The sequence below is a fragment of the Palleronia abyssalis genome (assembly GCF_900302445.1).
In the GTDB taxonomy this organism is placed as follows: domain Bacteria; phylum Pseudomonadota; class Alphaproteobacteria; order Rhodobacterales; family Rhodobacteraceae; genus Palleronia; species Palleronia abyssalis.
In genome coordinates this window covers 1-16,072 of record NZ_ONZF01000017.1, presented here as the reverse complement: position 1 = coordinate 16,072, position 16,072 = coordinate 1, and the positions used below count along the sequence as shown (strand labels likewise).

Genomic DNA, 16,072 nt, shown 5'->3' with positions numbered 1-16,072 from the left:
TTCAGCCGCCAGAGTGGCGGTGTCGCATAAGCGACCGTCACCCGAATGGGCCGAGACGGACGCCGGCGCATCTGGGCCGCAGGGAGAACGGGACGGGCTGGATTCAGCGCTCTTATGTTCTATTTTTGTTCTTCTTATACATCAATCTATATGTCACTTAGAAACCTCCCCCACAATTTGTTGGGGATGAAACAGGAAGACCCGTTTCTCGCATGCACCAGAGTGGTGTAGCGTGGTGCAAACAAGGATTCGCACGCTATGCCCCCTGTCGCCGGAAAGAAGACCACGTCTAAAGCGTCACACCGCTTATCGGTCAGCCTGACCGAAGAGCAGCACGCTGAACTCCTTGAAATAGCGGAACAAAACAAGGTCTCCGTCGCCTGGGTGGTGCGCGAGGCTATCGAGCGGCTGCTTCGCGACGAACAGCCGCTATTTCATGTGAGGCAAGAGCGATGAACAAGCATGCAACTGATGTTGCCGATTACACCGCATTGAAAGATGCGAGCGAGCGGACGCATAGTGGCCGCTTCACTGCGCTTGATGCCGACAAGCTGCGCGGCGGATATTACACATCCGCCGAACTGGCGCGATGGCTGTGCACATGGGCGATCCGTGACGCAGGGGAACAGGTTCTGGAGCCGAGCTGTGGCGACGGCTCCTTTCTCGAAGCGGCAAGCAAGCGCTTGGAAGAGCTGGGGGCGCACGGACCCTCGCGCGCGAACCAGTTGCGCGGTGTCGAGATCATACCCGACGAAGCCGACAAGGCGCGCGCGCGTCTAAAGGACGGTCTTGGCTATCGCGCTGCCGATGTGGTCGAGACCAGCGACTTCTTTGCCTGGTGGAGCAGACCGCACCGGCCGGAATACGACGCGGTAATCGGTAATCCCCCCTTCATTCGCTATCAGAGCTTTCCCGAACCGCACCGCACCCGTGCGATGGATATAATGAAGGAACAGGGGCTTTCGCCGAACCGTCTGACCAATATCTGGGTGCCGTTCGTAGTTGCAGCAGCAGCGGCGCTCAAGGAAGGCGGACGTATGTCGCTGGTGCTGCCGGCGGAGCTTTTGCAGGTTAGCTATGCTGCGCAGCTCCGCTCGTTCCTGACCGACCGTTTTGGCCGTGTCGACCTGATCGCTTGTAACGAGCTGTTCTTTGAGAAAGCCGAGCAGGAAGTACTGCTTCTGCTCGCCGATGAGGCTCGCCCCGCACCGTCCGCGAGCAATCCGTGCAAGGTGAACCTCACGGAAAGCGACTCGGTTGCCGATATTGTTAAACGCTCGCCACCGGCTGTGCTGCGTGGCGCATCCCCTAAAACCGTTTGTCATGACAGCGAGAAATGGCTCAAATACTTTCTGAATGCGGATGAAATCAGCTTCATGCGCGCACTGCGTGTCAGCGAAAAAACGGTTGAACTTGGCTCGTATGCCTCTGTCAATGTCGGTGTCGTGACCGGCAAGAACCAGTTTTTTGTGCTGCGCGAAAGCGAAGTGAGCGATCTCGGTTTGCAAAAATACACGATGCCGCTGATCGCCCGATCTGCGCACCTCGAAGGCGCAATAGTGGACAAAGCCGGATGGCGGACCCTCGCGGACGAAAACCAGCGCGTGCATCTACTGCATCTGGCGCCCATGAACGGCACGAAGCCGAAAGGGTCGCTGGCGAGCTATATCCGCCTCGGCGAAGACCAGCAGGTCCATAAGGGCTACAAATGCTCCGTGCGCACGCCCTGGTATGCGGTACCGTCAGTTTATGTGCCGCACGCGTTTGTGTTCCGGCAGATTTACAACTTTCCCCGCATTGTGCTCAATGAAGCTGAAGCCACGGCGACAGATACAATTCACCGCATGCGCTGCAAGGGCGGCGACCCGCGTGCCATCGTTGCCAATAGCTACAGCTACCTGACGGCTGCATCAGCAGAAATTGAAGGCCGCAGCTATGGCGGCGGCGTTCTGGAGTTGGAACCCACCGAAGCCGAAAAGCTTCTGATGCCGGCCGCGCTCGGCGATGCGATGCCACTGGAAGAAAGCGACGCCCTCATCCGCGCCGGCAAGCTTGAGACGGTGCTTGAGGAGAATAATCGCCGCGTTCTGATGGGTCAGATAGGCCTATCGAAAGCCGACTGCCAGATGCTTCGGAGCATATGGGAGAAGATGCGCAACCGGCGGCTCGCGCGGCGGCGTGCCGGTAAGGCTCCGCGAGGCTAGGAAAGCATGACCGATCAGGCCGAAGGCGAAGACATGGCCCCCGCAGTAGATCCCGACGATGCCAAAGACGAAGCGCGCGCCCGTGTCGCCGAGCTAGTAGCGCGTTTCCGGCACAACGAGGCCGAGTATCGCGATGCCGGCTACAACGAGACACAGGCGAGAACCGAGTTTATCACTCCCCTGCTCGAAGCGTTTGGCTGGGACGTTCATAATATCGGTGGCCAACCGCGCATTTATCGCGAAGTTATCGAGGAAGCGACTGTTGAGGTCGGGCCAGAGCGATTGTCCAAGCGCCCCGATTATGAGCTGCGGCTGGCACGGCAACGGAAGCTTTTTATTGAAGCCAAAAAGCCAAGCGTTCGCATAGACCGTGACCGCGCACCGGCCTTCCAGACGCGCCGATACGGTTATTCGGCAAGCATGCCGATTGCCGTGGTCACAAACTTTCATCAGCTTGCAATATACGACTGTAATCCCGTACCGGACGAAGCGCATGCGGCCCATGTCGCGCGGCTTCATCTGTTCGGATATGACGAGTTCGAAGCGCGCTTTGACGAGCTTTGGCTGTTGCTCTCTCGCGCCAGCATGCTTTCCGGTGACTTCGATCGGCATTTCGCAATCGATACCACTCGTCACGGTTCAGAGCAGTTCGATGATTTCTTCCTACGTCAGGTTCGTGACTGGCGGTCGCGCCTGGCGGTGGATATTCACGCCAACGTGGCCGGACTGACCTCGGAAGAGCTCACATACGCCGTGCAACTTTTCCTTTCAAGGATCGTGTTCCTGCGCGTCTGTGAAGACAGGGAGATCGAAAGGTATGAAACGCTCAAGAATCTTGACGGCGCTGCGACATTCAACGCCCTGACAGATGTTCTGCGGCGTGCGGATGAGTTCTACGATTCCGGCCTTTTCCGGCTGATCGATGACGACCCGCTCGGTATCCGGATCGGCGATGAGGTGCTGCGAGGCATCATTGCCGAGCTATATTATCCGCTCAGCCCTTACACCTTCGCGGTGGTAGAAACCGAAGTGCTCGGAGAGATTTACGAGCAGTTCCTCGGTGAGGTGATCGTCATTGACGACGGGCGGGTTACAATCGAAAGCAAGCCTGAAGTCCGTGAAAGCGGCGGTGTCGTCCCAACGCCTAGCTTCGTCGCCGATGCCATCGTCGCCCGCGCGCTTGGTCCGGGTCTCGCCGGGAAGTCACCGGAAGAGTTGACCGGCTTTACCGTGGCCGACACTTGCTGCGGGTCGGGCATCTTCCTGCTCTCGGCGTTCGATTTTCTACTTGGCCATTATCTGGATTGGTACGTCGCAGACGGCCTCGAGAGACACGAAGGCCGGACGATTTATCAGGTGGCTGATAATCTTTGGCGGCTCACCTTCGACGAGAAGCGGCGCATCCTTCTCGCGCATCTACGCGGTGTGGACATCGATCCGAACGCGGTCGAGGTGGCGCAGTTCAGCTTGCTCCTCAAGCTGATCGAGGACGAAAGCGAAGCCGCGCTCGAAGACTATGTGCGGCGCAATCAACACGCTGCGCTACCAGCGCTGGATGAGACCATTCACTGCGGGAATTCGTTGGTTAGCACGCTGGAATGGGAAGCCGCGTGCGGTCCGCTCGATCCGGCTCTTCGCGACCGGATCAACCCGTTCAGCTGGGAGGACGAGTTCCCCCAGGAAATGGCGGCGGGCGGCTTTGATGTGGTTGTTGGTAACCCGCCCTATATCCGCATTCAGAACATGGTAGCCTACTCGCCCGAAGAAGTTGAATTCTACCATGCCGCGCAGTCCCCCTACACAACGGGGCGGCAGGATAACTTCGATAAATATGCGCTCTTTATAGAGCGATCGCTCGGCTTGATAAAAGATGACGGCCGACTTGGTGTGATTGTGCCGAACAAATTCATGACGATCCGTTCGGGACGCACTCTGCGCGGATTGCTGACTGCCACCCCGTGGCTCGACGAGATTGTGCATTTCGGTGTCAAGCAGGTTTTCGGGCGCGGCACATCGAATTACACCTGCATTCTGGTGCTGGATGGCGGCGGCTCCGACAATGTTCACGTAGAGCATGCCTGCGCTCTGGAAGAATGGCGCTACGGCCGTCAGGGCGCAACCTTGACAGTGCCGACCGCCGAGCTGACCGATGAACCTTGGACGTTCGGACAGGATGATGTCCGCGCGTTGTTCGGCAGGATCAGGGGCGCTGTGGAGGGCAGGCTTGAGACGCTTGCCAGTATCGAGGTTGGTGTTCAGACCAGCGCCGATGAAATCTATCTGGTGCGTGAAACACGCAGCGATGCAGATAGCATCACCATAGAATGGGATGGGCGCGAGTGGCAGATTGAGCGTGGCATCCTGCGTCCTTGCTTGCACGACGCGCCGCTTGATGCCTTCGGGCGACCGGAGGCGAATGCGTGGATGATCTTCCCTTATGAACTGGTGAACACGCCCACCGGCAGGCTGCGCGCGCGGCTGTTGCAGCCGGACGAAATGGCGGCGCAATATCCGCTTTGCCTGGACTATCTGACCGCACGGCGCGCGGCGCTTGAAGAGCGCAATATCGCCGGCGGGGCCGCTGCTGAGCGCCAATGGTACCAGTATGGCCGCTCGCAGAGTCTGACGAAGTTCGACCGGCCGAAAATCATCCTGCCGGTGCTCTCCCGCGAAGCCCGTTATGCCTATGACGAAACAAACACGATCATCACCGGCGGCGGCAACGGCCCGTACTACATGATCCGCGCCAAAGATGACGCGCCGGTCTCGACATTATACTTGCTGGCCGTGCTGAACCATCCGCTATGCGAGGCGATGATCCGCACGAACACAAGCGTGTTCAAAGGCGGCTATTATTCTCATGGCAAGCAGTTCATCAGGGACTTGCCTATTCCAGTGCCTGACGACGAGGCGGCACGGCAGGCAGTCGAGACACAGGCCAGAGGAGTTGTTGCTGCTTTCGATAACTTGCGTTCGGCGCGCACGCCTCACGAGCGCACCCGTCGTGAGCGCGCATTGAGGGAGGCGCGAATGCGATTGGAACGGCAAGTGAGCGCCATATTCGGCCTGACAGAGGAAGACCTGGCTGTAATTGGCTCGGTCGCCGTTCCATCTTGAAGTAAGATGCAGGCCAATGGAGTTTGGGAGAAACAATGGTAGTACCGCTGCGCAAGCGACGCCTCATCAGCGGCGAACGCTACGAGCGTGATTCAAAGGTGGAAGCTCTTATCGGGGAACTGGAAGTCCTTCAACGTGATGATTTGATCGCCCGGATTTCGATCACGAAGCGCTCCGATCCAGGATACATCCCCAGCGAATGTCTCGTCTACTTCATCCGTGCAAGTTGCGCCGACAACAATGAGACGTGGTTCGAGCGTCTCTATCGGATACTAATTGAACGAGTGCTTCGCAGTCTGCCTCGGGTGGAAAGTTTCGATGGTAAGACGGAATCGCTAACCCGTGGGAACGTGCGAGACAAGGTGGTGAGCCGTTTCGCTGAACTTCTTTCCACGGATCGCATCGCCTACGTCGACAAGCTGGATTATTTTGAAGTGCGTTTCGATGGCGCGGTCGCCAGTCTAAGGCGGGATGCGCAAGAACAAGCCTGGCGCGACGAGAACCGTACCCGGCCCATCGAATATGACGAGGAAAGTGGAGAGCTGACGCCCGAGGTGGAGGCGGCGGCTGGCGCCTTCGATCCCTTCTTCACGTCGGATCTCGACGATGCGGCTTACCGGTTGCGCCTGGAAGCAGCGATTGATGCTCTACCGCCCGAACAAAGCAGGATCATTCACATGCTGAGACAAGGCTTCCCCATCGACTCGAAGGAGCAGGACGTCATGACCATCGCTAAGGCCATTGGCCGATCCGAAAAGACCGTCCGAACCTACCGCGACAAGGCCTGCTCCGCCCTGCGTGCCGCGATGGCCAACGGAGACGAGATTTGAGCCCCGCCGGCGAACGTCCATCCCGGGAGTCCGTGCTCGACGCATTCGCCGTCGAAAGCCAGCCTGGCCGGTCCACCTTGGAGTATTATCTGCGTCGCTTCCCAGAATACGCGGCGGAACTCATCGACCTGTCTCGCGAACTCAACCGCGAGCCTTATCAAGATGCCGCCCCCCTATCTGACGCTGATCAGGCATCGATCGACGCTGCTTGGTCGCAACACGCCGCGGCCATGCCGGCAGCGGCGGCCGACCCTTTCGCAGCACTGACGGTCGATGACTGGCGCGCCGTCGCCCAACGCCTGGACGTGCCGCGGCAGGTCGTGACCGCGCTGCGCGAACGACGGGTCTCTCTGGTCAGCATCCCGCGAGGCTTCTTGGCGAGGTTGGCTGAGGCTACGCGCAGCAGTATCGCGCAATTGGAGGCGTCCTGGGGTGGGGCACCCAAATTAGACGCCGCGCGCAGTTACAAGGCCGATAGCAAGCCAGTGGCTGCCGAGCAGGTCACGTTCGAGCAAGTGCTGATCGATGCCGGCGTTCCAGCGGATAAGCGGGCCCGCTTGTTGGCGGAGGCGGATTGACATGGACAGCGTGGAACTCGCTAGGCAAGTCGCCGCCGAGCTTCACGCTCGCCTCGCCGCACTTGGCGCCGATCCCTGGTCGCCCTACGATTTTGCTGTCGCCGAGGCCAAGCGGCGGGGGCTTGACGTCGAAAAGACCGCCGCCGGGGCAGCCGTCCTCAACGGTGGCCGCGCGACTTTCGTCGCCGCGGACGATCTAATTCTTCACGAGAATATCGGATCTCTGTTCGAGCAAGCTTTTCTCGTGGCGCATGAGATCGGTCATGTCGAGCTGGGTGACGATACAGTTAGCGATGCGGCACCGACAATCGACCCGGCCCGAGCAGCTGAGCACTCGCCGGTCGGAATGGATCGGGTTGTCGACTACGGAAGCAGGCAACGCCGCGAAGTACAGATGGACCTATTCGCGCGCGAATTGTTGCTTCCGCGCACTGTGGCGCGGGCGCTCCATATCGATCAGGGGCTCTCCGCATCGCAAATCGCCGCGAAGCTCGCCGCGCCGTTCGAGGTCGTCGCGCAGCAGTTGTTCGATGCGTTGCTATTACCACCTATGCCGCCCTCTACGACCACGGCACATGTCGAATGGCCGCTCAACCCGCTTCAGGCCGCAGCGGCGGCGCATCGGGGTGAAGCCTATTTACTTGAGGCCGGCCCTGGGACCGGCAAGACACAAACGCTGGTCGCACGCGTTGAAGGCCTTCTTGAGGAGGGTGTCGATCCGCGGCGCATCTTGCTTCTGACCTTTTCGAACAAGGCAGCGGGCGAAATGGCGGAGCGCATTGCGCGCAAGCGGCCCGAGGCTACGGCCGCGATGTGGATCGGCACGTTCCACGCCTTCGGTCTCGATATCATTCGCCGTTTCCATGCCGAGCTCGGGCTGCCGAAAGACCCGAGGATGATGGATCGAACTGAAGCCGTCGAACTCCTTGAGGAAGAGTTCCCGCGGCTGAGGCTCGCGCACTACCGCAATCTCTATGATCCAACTCAGATCATCTCCGACATGCTGGCCGCTGTTTCGCGGGCGAAGGACGAGGTGGTCGACGCCGAAACCTACGCCGGGCTTGCCGACGCCATGCTTGCCAGAGCGGCAGACACCGAAACGCGCAAGGCCGCCGAGCGCGCAGCCGAGGTGGCCCGCGTCTACTCCACTTACGAGCAGCTCAAACGCAACACGCATTGCGTCGACTTTGGCGATCTTGTTGCCCTGCCGGTCAAGCTTCTCGAATACGAGGGGGCCATCCGTGCGACGCTGCAAGCGCAATATGACCACATTTTGGTAGACGAATATCAGGATGTGAACCGCAGCAGCGTGCGCTTGCTGAGCGCGCTGCGGCCAGACGGCCATAATGTTTGGATGGTCGGCGACGCCAAGCAGTCGATCTACCGGTTTCGCGGCGCCTCATCCTTCAACATGACCCGGTTCGGCAACGAGGACTTCGCCGGTGGCAAGCGCGGGCGGCTAAAGCGCAACTATCGTTCGGTGCGGGAGATCGTTGACAGCTTCTCGGGTTTCGCGATCACGATGCGCGCAGGCGACGCAGACGATGGCCTCGAAGCGGATCGGGATGCCATTGGACATAAGCCCGAGCTACGGACTGTGCAGCAGAGCGAGCAGCAGCAAGTAGCGCTAGCCGACGCGATCGAGGAGCTCCGCCGCGAGGGCTACGGCTACCGGGATCAGGCTGTCCTTTGTACCGGCAACGAGAAACTATCCACCATCGGGCAGGATCTTGAACGGCTCGGCGTGCCAGTGCTGTTTCTTGGCAGCCTGTTCGAGCGTGCCGAAGTTAAGGATCTTCTGGCGTTTCTCTCCCTCCTTGTAGATCGGCGCGCCATGGGCCTAGTGCGGGTTGGCTGCTGGCCTGACTTCACCATGTCCTTGGCCGACGTTTCGGCGACCTTCGAACATCTGCGGGCGTCCGAGCACGCTCCGGGCGGCTGGCTCCAGCATGCCGATGCGATACCCGGAGTCAGTGAGGCCGGCCGACAGGCCCTTGCCAAGCTTGCGGCCGCGCTCAGCGGATTCGACCAAACAGCCTCGCCGTGGACCGTACTCGCGACGCTGCTGCTTGATCGCACCCGCATCTCGGCGCGCCTTGGAGAGTCCTCCGATCTAACCGATCGTACGCGCGGGATCGCGATATGGCAGTTCCTCAACTTTCTGCGGGTGCAACCGGGCGGCCGCGGACTGCCTATCACGCGCGTGCTCGATCGCGTTCGCAGGCTTGTGCGCCTTGGCGACGACCGGGACCTGCGGCAATTGCCGGCGGCGGCCCAGCATCTCGACGCCGTGCGGCTGATGACTATCCATGGCGCAAAGGGCCTAGAATTCGCCGGCGTCCATATTCCTGGGCTTAACAGCGACACGATCCCACGCACGCCGCCAGCTCCGCCCTGTCCGGCGCCTGACGGGATGATTGAGGGGGCGCAGGGCAGTGCCTTGGAGGCGTTCCGCGCAGGTCAATTCGAGGAGCAGGAATGCCTTTTCTACGTGGCGCAGTCGCGCGCCTGCAACCGCTTGATCCTTTATGCCCCAACCAAGAAGAGCAACGGGCACAACCGACCGCTATCGCCATTTCTCGACCGTCTTGGGGCCGCTTTGGCACACTTTTCGTTCGTGCCGGCGCGGTCGCTTCCCACGTCCGCGGAAACCAGAGACATCGAGTTGGTTGTCGACGGACGGCTGCGGTTCGGAGCCCCGCAGATCGCTCTTTATGAGTCCTGTCCGCGTCGCTTCTTCTATACGCATATCCTCCAGATCGGTGGCCAACGGACCGTGAGCGCCTTCATGCACCTGCACGAAGCGGTGCGCGTGGTGGTCGAGGAGCTGATCACTTCAAATAGCCCACAATCCGAGCGGGACCTAGAGGAGCGCACGGACGCGGCTCTAGCCGCTCACGGCCTGGGCGACCACGGCTATCGCGCCGAATTCCGGGATTTGGCATTGGCGATGCTGCGCTTTTTCCTAGCCAACCGCGCTGAAGCGGTGGCCGAGACGCCGGTCGCACTGAGCCTCAAATTCGGCGGGGACGAGATCATCGTTCGACCGGACGAGGTGTTGGCGCGATCGGATGGCGTCCGCGCCGTACGTCGTATCCGGACGGGTCACATGCGCTCGGCCGAGAGCAAGGATGTCGGTGCGGCAGCGCTGGTGCTGGCCGTACAGCAGGCCTTTCCCGGGGCCGTCGCGGAGCTCATCCATCTTTCAGACGGTCAGGCGCATGCGCTTTCGTTGACGGACCGAGAACTGAAGGGGCGTCAGGACAAGCTCGCGAGATTTCTTGGCGACATCCGCGCGGGACGATTTCCAGCCGAGGTCTCGTCGCGTACCTGTCCGAATTGCCCCGCGTTCTTCATTTGTGGGCAGACCCCCGAGGGGCCTCTGCAAAAAAAGTTAACCTGACCTTACCGGTCCGCCCTCCTCGCCCCGATTGGACCCTTAGAGCCGTGGCGCCGCCTCGGCAAAACCTAAGGACCCAATCTTATGAATACCGAAGAACTTCTTGATTACGACGATCTCGGCGACGCCCTGCGCGAAGGCCGGGCGCTGCGTCCAGCGCGGGGGTATCGCTTTCTCCTCGCGCAGGACGACCTCAATTTCCGGTCTCGTCAGGTGAGCGATCCCGTGCCTCTGGGCCGTCAGTTGCTCGAGGCCGGTGCCCTGGACCCGCGGGACGGATACAGCCTGTTCGCGATCCTGCCCTCGGGCGACTTCGAGGACGTTAGATTGAACGAACCCTTCGACCTGCGCGAGCATGGCGCCGAGCGGTTCGTAGCTTTCATGACGGATCGGGACTTCAAGCTCACCTTGAACGATGACGAGCTGCGCTGGGGCAAACCCGTCATCAGCAGCGCTATCCTCTACAACCTCGCAAAGCCCGGCGAAGGGGAGGGTGTCTTCCTCGATGTCCCCGGGGGCGAAGATCGCCTGATCGAGAATGGCGAACTGATCGACTTGGCCGAGCCAGGCATCGAGCGGTTTATCACGGCGCGGCTGGCGTTCGAGATCATCGTCAATTCGCGGCCGCGCACGGTGAACGCACGCACGGTCACGTTCGAGCAGATCGTCCAGCTCGCGTTCCCGGGCCAGCATGAGCCGAACGTCGTCTTCTCGATGACATACCGGCATGCGGCTTCCTCGCCGCACGCCGGTGAACTCGGAGCTGGCGGCTCGGTCGATGTCAAGAAAAAGAGGACGGTGTTCAATGTCACGCGAACTGTTCAGTCGTAGTCCTGACCTCAAGCTGCTGCGGGACGAAGGCTACTTCGTCCTGCGGCAGGGCGGTCAGCTCGTCATGCGGGAAGTGCCCTACGTCGATGCGCGGCGCGAAGTGCGCTTCGGCACACTCATCTCGAGCCTCACGCTGGCTGGCGATGCGACGCGCCGACCCGACACCCATGTAGTCCATTGGGACGGCGACTTTCCCTGCCGCGCTGACGGGACGCCTATCCAGGGGATCTCGCATCAAGCCAGGACCTTCCATTTCGGCCACGGGCTGAAAGCGACGCACAGCTTCTCGAGCAAGCCAGATGGCGGTTACTCGGACTACCACCACAAGATGACGAGCTACGCGAATATCATCGCCGGGCCGGCGTCGGTGCTGAAGCCTCGGGCGACCCCCCGCACCTTCCGCGAGCCGGAGCCGGAGGAGGATAGCGTCTTCAACTTCATTGAGACCGCCTCCGACCGTGTTGGCATCGGCGTCCTAACAGAGCGGCTCGTGAACGAGCGGGTCGCCATCATCGGCGGCGGCGGCACCGGCGGTTACATTCTGGACTTCGTCGCCAAGACCCCGGTCAGGGAGATTAGGCTATTCGACAGCGACGAGTTCCTGACCCATAACGCCTTTAGGGCACCCGGCGCGCCGACATTGGAGGAGCTTCGCGAGGCGCCGAAGAAGGTCGAATATTTCAAGCGCATCTACGGCCGGATGCACCGCAATATCGAGGCGCACGATGTCGAGCTCGGAGCTGACAATCTTCATCTCCTTGACGGCGTCACCTTCGCGTTCTTGTCGCTAGATGCCGGCGAAGCGAAGCGGTTGATCGTCGAGAAGCTCGAGACGATCGGCGCGGCGTTCCTCGATGTCGGTATGGGCCTCGAGCTCGATGAGGGGTCGCTCGGCGGTATCCTGCGGGTGACCGCTAGTACGCCGGAGAGGCGGGGCCATGCGCGCCAGCGTATCTCCTTTGTAGGCGGCGGCGCCAATGATGTCTACGCCTCCAACATCCAGGTGGCGGAGCTCAACGCCCTGAATGCGGCCCTCGCAGTCGCCAAATGGAAGAAGATCCGCGGGTTCTATCGCGATCTCGAGGGCGAGCATCATTGCACCTACACGACCGACGGTAACATGCTGATCAATGGAGACCTTGAGTGATGCGGCACAAGCGACTTGAACATCGTTTTGTCGAGCACATCCCTGAACGACTTCAGCCCGGTGTACTATACGTTTCGATGGAATACGCGACCTCAGCCCACACGTGCTGCTGTGGTTGCGGCGAGGAGGTCGTCGCGCCTTTCACGCCTACGGACTGGAAGATGACGTTCGATGGCGAGACCATTTCGCTTCGGCCGTCGATCGGCAACTGGACCCTGAAATGCCGGTCACACTATGTTATCGACCGGGGCAAGGTTAAAGAAGCCGGCCCTTGGAGTGACGAGCAGGTCGAAGCTGAGCGCCGTCGGGACCGAATGTCCAAGGCGCGCTTTTACGGCCAGTCGCCGAACGTTGAGCCTCAGGCAGAGCCTGCTCTGCCCACGAATGAGCTGGGTTTCTGGCGCCGTCTCTGGACCCAGATATTCGGCAGAAAATAAGCGACGGACACTCTCCGAAGGGCTCACTAAGCCGACTCTCGGCAAACCTTCGACGCGCCCCGCCCGAGCTTTCCAGCGCGAGGCGTCAGCCTCGCGCCATGCAGGCGACGAGCTGGACGCGCCCCCCATAGAGCGAAGGTAAGCGAGGAGTCCTGTGGGAAGGTCGGGCCAACCGCCCGGCCCCAAGGCCGGGCACCTCTCGATTTCTGGTTTTCACAAAGAGTCCATATCCTTCTCAGGACACTCGAAAACAAGAGAGGGTCGAGCATGACCGAAACCAACAACAATGGCGCGCACAACCCGGTGGCCGATGGCTATCGCAGGGGAATGAGCGACTTCGCCCTCGCTCTCACGGGACTGGCTGCGGCCTATGTCAAAGCGATGAAGGCCGGGGTCTACGGCGCGATGATGGGATAATGGGGCTTCGCCGCATGGTGCGTGATGATGCTGATCGCTTTTGTCGTCGGAACTTTCGCCGCAATGGGCTTGGGCCTGGCTTTGAGCCACATCGTTTCCGACAGGACGCAGAAGGTCTTCATCGGCCTGATCGCCTTCTCATCGGTCTTTTTCATCCCCGGCACCATCCTGGAATCCCTGCACAAGCTGGAAACGACGCGGGCCGAGATCAGCGAGCTTGAGACCCCCGGCGAAAGCTCGGTCGGGACTTAGATCGGCACGAAAAAAGGCCCCCCGCCGGAGCAAGGGAGCCGAAGTGCCTCTTCACCACGAAGAGATCGGGAGAATGCATCAAGGCAAGGCTCGAAACAACGACCAGCCTTTCCGAAACAATACTTGGCGCCGGACAATATTACAATTTTATTCATGGGGGCTGTCTGCCCTAAAAGCGCTACCGCGCTTTCCCCAGAGGGTATTTTGGGAAAGATGATGGGGGTTGATCCGGCGCAACGTTGCAGTATTGTCAAAGGTGCGGAACAGGCGGGGACGCCGATGGCCGCGAAAGGTGATAGCACCGGGCCGGGACCGCGAGGTTCCGGCCTTTTTTTGTTCCTGGGAGGTGGCGATGCCGGGGAAGGGCTCATGCGTCTGCTTGCTCGATGTGTCGCTGCGAAAGGCCGATGAGGCCGCCGACAAGGTTAAGCGATCCTTCTCGATGCTTCGCGATCATGCCGCGCAGATAGCCGCCGGGCGATTTGACTTGAGGCCGGGGGCCGGTCGTCTTCGCGTCGATGATGAGGACTGCGAGAGTGGCCGCGCCGCCTTGTAGTTCGTCTCTCGCTTTGGCCCAGGCGCTCGGACTGATCCCAAGCTCTGGCACTCGCATTTCTGCGGCGATCTCGAAAGCGCGGAGGTCGAAGGGATAGCCTGCCCCTACTCGGCCGTCGATGTAGAGCTGCATTTCTTCGGAGCATAGCCGGTAGAGCTGCTGCGGGGTGAGCTTGGCGAGATATTCGGTGTTGCGCTCGGTCGCTCCCCGTCCATCCTTTTTTTCATTGTATGATGCGCCGCCGGTAGGCGGTGCATCTACTGAATCTGAGTGCGCGGGCTTGCCCGCGCTCCGCACGATCGCGTGAGCGTTACAAGTTACATTATTAGAATCTTGGCTCGTATCTTGTATATAGGACCGCTCGTTTTCGGCCGGTCGACCGCTCGATTCTGGCACGTTAGTTAGAAGATCGTAGGCACTTGTGCACAGCTTGTCCGCCTCTTCGACATGGGCTTCGAGATCAGCCAGCGGGAGCCGATGAAGCGCGTCTGCGTCCGGCCAGCTCTGATAGGCGTCGATGAGCGCCTGAACTTCTGCCGTGACGCCTAGAGCGTCGATCAGGTCGGACAGCGCCGCCTTGATGTGGCGCTTGTGGACGCTGCGCAGGCCCCGGAGGGTCGTGTGTGTGCGGCGCTCCGCTTCGAGCTGGTCGCGCATGGCTAGGAAGTCGTGAACGCGGGCAATGGCGCGTGTGAAGTAGACGCCGCATCCGGCGAAACCGGAGCGGGCACCGTTTGCCATAGTGCGGCGCTCGATGAGTCCTGCGGCCTCAAGCTCACGCTCATGGGCGCGAATGCGCGAGGGGTTCACCATGCGCTTGTGCGCGATCTCGCATTGACTGGCGTAGCAACACGGCTCTTGAGAGCCGCCCTTGAAGGCGCTCGGCTTGGTCATGGCGATCATGGTGCGGAACGTGCTGAGCGCCGCGTTCCCGACCCCGAGAAGCGGGGCGATGGTATCGACCAAGGCGACGAAGCCGTCGCGCTCCATGCCGGTCGGAAGGATAGGTTGTCGAGGCTCTGACGGAGCCACGGAATATAGGTGTGCTGCCTGCATTGGTTCGGTTCTCGCTGCTGTTGGAGCGAGGCGGCGACAGACAAAGCGGGGTGGTTCGCACAAGTGCGTTTTTCGCTTGCCTGCGATGTAGGGGAGCTGATAGAACCGAACCTGACAGATAGGTTAGCTGGGTTTGCCGACCCTGGCTCTATAGCCCCCCCGTGATGGTTGCCGCCGTCGCGGGGGCTTTACTTTGTGCGGATATTACTGCTCCTTTGCCTGCGACTCTCTGGCCGCACTATTATGTGATAAGGCATACAGGGTTTCGGAGGGTGTCGCAATTCTAGGGTTGCACGCCCGTCACGGGCACAAAGCCTAGTAATTCACCTGCTCGAAGCCGTAGTTGCCTTGGTAATCGCGCCAGTCCACGAAGACCGCGCGGACGGAAACGGTCGGGCAGTGGTCCCCCCACCTCTCGTCACCAACGAAAGCATCCGGAAGATCGCTAGGATCGGCGCCGTGCCACGAGAAGGACCCCTGTTCGCCATAAGTGCCGAGACGGACGCTTTCGGACCTGCGGCAATACTCGTCTCCGTCCCGACCGACCTCACGCTGGCGCAGGCGCTCAACGCTGTAGACGCGGATCGAGCGCACATAGTCGAAGGTCGGGCCGCTGATGTCGATGTCTGCGCGCCCATCTCCGTCCGTGTAGTCTTGTACGAAGTGCAGAAGATCGGTGGGCTCGAAGTCATCGCCGCCCAAGTTGCGGAAAACCGCCGGGACCGCTTCGGGAGTGGCGGAGTCGGCTGGTAAAGGGTGCGGATCGGTTTCCGCGTCGATCACGGGGTTATCCAGCCACGGGCTCCGTGCAGGGGCGCTCTGCAACTGGACGCCGCCTCCCATTGGACAGTGCCAGATTTGAAGGGGCGGCTCGACCGGCCACGGCGTGATCCGGCGAACGAACTCGGCCTTGGCGGCGGCACACGGCGCGGACGCCGGCCAGCCGTGGGATAGGCAAAGCAGGATCGCGCAGTCGATAGGGTAAGACTGAGCTTGAGCGGGCTGGGCCGAGACGGCCGCTGCGCCCGCGACGGCTGCAAGGGCTGTGGTCCTGAGTTTGGACAGCATGGATCGGGCCTCCTCTGAGGGATCAGGAAACACCTGCCACAATATTGTTAGTTTGTCATCCTCAGATGGGCAAGCGAGCCTAATTCGATGAGTCGGCTTGGGGCGTGGCTGGCCCATTTAGACAAATGACTATATGGTCCAAACGCGAGGCCAGTGTGGGAAGGGCCTGACGAGGGTTC

The 16,072-nt window shown here is 60.7% G+C and carries 13 protein-coding genes; 11 read left to right on the top strand and 2 right to left on the bottom strand.

The window, feature by feature from the left end; genetic code table 11:
* The first annotated feature begins 258 nt into the window (after positions 1-258).
* The 11 genes from PAA8504_RS20505 (at position 259) to PAA8504_RS20460 (ending at position 13,213) form a co-directional block, all read left to right on the top strand.
* Positions 259-456 (top strand): ribbon-helix-helix domain-containing protein, encoded by a 198-nt coding sequence (locus PAA8504_RS20505; protein WP_108896011.1) that lies wholly within the window; start codon positions 259-261, stop codon positions 454-456.
* A complete protein-coding gene (locus PAA8504_RS20500) occupies positions 453-2,204 on the top strand; it encodes an Eco57I restriction-modification methylase domain-containing protein (RefSeq protein ID WP_108896010.1) in 1,752 nt (583 codons plus the stop codon). Before PAA8504_RS20505 ends, PAA8504_RS20500 begins: the two co-directional genes overlap by 4 nt.
* 6 nt (positions 2,205-2,210) lie before the next feature.
* Positions 2,211-5,321, top strand: coding sequence for an Eco57I restriction-modification methylase domain-containing protein (locus PAA8504_RS20495; protein ID WP_108896009.1), 3,111 nt, complete (start codon positions 2,211-2,213; stop codon positions 5,319-5,321).
* 35 nt (positions 5,322-5,356) lie between these two features.
* Positions 5,357-6,151, top strand: coding sequence for an RNA polymerase sigma factor (locus PAA8504_RS20490; protein WP_245897718.1), 795 nt, complete (start codon positions 5,357-5,359; stop codon positions 6,149-6,151).
* 32 nt (positions 6,152-6,183) lie between these two features.
* Entirely contained in the window at positions 6,184-6,729 is a 546-nt protein-coding gene (locus PAA8504_RS20485; RefSeq protein WP_245897717.1) for a hypothetical protein, read from the top strand.
* A gap of 1 nt (position 6,730) precedes the next feature.
* Positions 6,731-10,132, top strand: a complete 3,402-nt coding sequence (locus tag PAA8504_RS20480; protein WP_108896006.1) for a UvrD-helicase domain-containing protein — start codon at positions 6,731-6,733, stop codon at positions 10,130-10,132.
* A gap of 81 nt (positions 10,133-10,213) precedes the next feature.
* Positions 10,214-10,960, top strand: a complete 747-nt coding sequence (locus PAA8504_RS20475) for a multiubiquitin domain-containing protein (protein WP_108896005.1) — start codon at positions 10,214-10,216, stop codon at positions 10,958-10,960.
* Entirely contained in the window at positions 10,935-12,107 is a 1,173-nt protein-coding gene (locus PAA8504_RS20470; protein ID WP_108896004.1) for a ThiF family adenylyltransferase, read from the top strand. Before PAA8504_RS20475 ends, PAA8504_RS20470 begins: the two co-directional genes overlap by 26 nt.
* Positions 12,107-12,544, top strand: a complete 438-nt coding sequence (locus PAA8504_RS20465; RefSeq protein ID WP_281259969.1) for a ubiquitination-like system serine protease family protein — start codon at positions 12,107-12,109, stop codon at positions 12,542-12,544. Before PAA8504_RS20470 ends, PAA8504_RS20465 begins: the two co-directional genes overlap by 1 nt.
* Before the next feature lie 267 nt (positions 12,545-12,811).
* Positions 12,812-12,961, top strand: a complete 150-nt coding sequence (locus PAA8504_RS22220) for a hypothetical protein (protein WP_181375902.1) — start codon at positions 12,812-12,814, stop codon at positions 12,959-12,961.
* A 27-nt stretch (positions 12,962-12,988) separates the two neighbouring features.
* The gene (locus PAA8504_RS20460) at positions 12,989-13,213 is read left to right on the top strand and encodes a hypothetical protein (RefSeq protein ID WP_146190551.1); all 225 of its coding nucleotides are present in this window, start codon (positions 12,989-12,991) and stop codon (positions 13,211-13,213) included.
* A gap of 367 nt (positions 13,214-13,580) precedes the next feature.
* Here PAA8504_RS20460 and repC read toward each other — a convergent pair whose 3' ends face one another.
* Positions 13,581-14,759, bottom strand: coding sequence for a replication initiation protein RepC (gene repC / locus PAA8504_RS20455; RefSeq protein WP_181375901.1), 1,179 nt, complete (start codon positions 14,757-14,759; stop codon positions 13,581-13,583).
* Positions 14,760-15,140: 381 nt separating this feature from the next.
* Complete coding sequence (locus PAA8504_RS20450; RefSeq protein WP_108896000.1) at positions 15,141-15,893, bottom strand: hypothetical protein; 753 nt, start codon at positions 15,891-15,893, stop codon at positions 15,141-15,143.
* Positions 15,894-16,072 lie beyond the last annotated feature (179 nt).

Coding starts and splice junctions, on each gene's coding strand:
- PAA8504_RS20460 (WP_146190551.1), top strand. CDS start 12,989: ATGCTGATCGCTTTTGTCGTCGGAACTTTCGCCGCAATGGGCTTGGGC.
- PAA8504_RS20480 (WP_108896006.1), top strand. CDS start 6,731: ATGGACAGCGTGGAACTCGCTAGGCAAGTCGCCGCCGAGCTTCACGCT.
- PAA8504_RS20450 (WP_108896000.1), bottom strand. CDS start 15,893: ATGCTGTCCAAACTCAGGACCACAGCCCTTGCAGCCGTCGCGGGCGCA.
- repC (WP_181375901.1), bottom strand. CDS start 14,759: ATGGAGCGCGACGGCTTCGTCGCCTTGGTCGATACCATCGCCCCGCTT.
- PAA8504_RS20495 (WP_108896009.1), top strand. CDS start 2,211: ATGACCGATCAGGCCGAAGGCGAAGACATGGCCCCCGCAGTAGATCCC.
- PAA8504_RS20470 (WP_108896004.1), top strand. CDS start 10,935: ATGTCACGCGAACTGTTCAGTCGTAGTCCTGACCTCAAGCTGCTGCGG.
- PAA8504_RS20500 (WP_108896010.1), top strand. CDS start 453: ATGAACAAGCATGCAACTGATGTTGCCGATTACACCGCATTGAAAGAT.
- PAA8504_RS20505 (WP_108896011.1), top strand. CDS start 259: ATGCCCCCTGTCGCCGGAAAGAAGACCACGTCTAAAGCGTCACACCGC.
- PAA8504_RS20475 (WP_108896005.1), top strand. CDS start 10,214: ATGAATACCGAAGAACTTCTTGATTACGACGATCTCGGCGACGCCCTG.
- PAA8504_RS20490 (WP_245897718.1), top strand. CDS start 5,357: ATGGTAGTACCGCTGCGCAAGCGACGCCTCATCAGCGGCGAACGCTAC.
- PAA8504_RS22220 (WP_181375902.1), top strand. CDS start 12,812: ATGACCGAAACCAACAACAATGGCGCGCACAACCCGGTGGCCGATGGC.
- PAA8504_RS20465 (WP_281259969.1), top strand. CDS start 12,107: ATGCGGCACAAGCGACTTGAACATCGTTTTGTCGAGCACATCCCTGAA.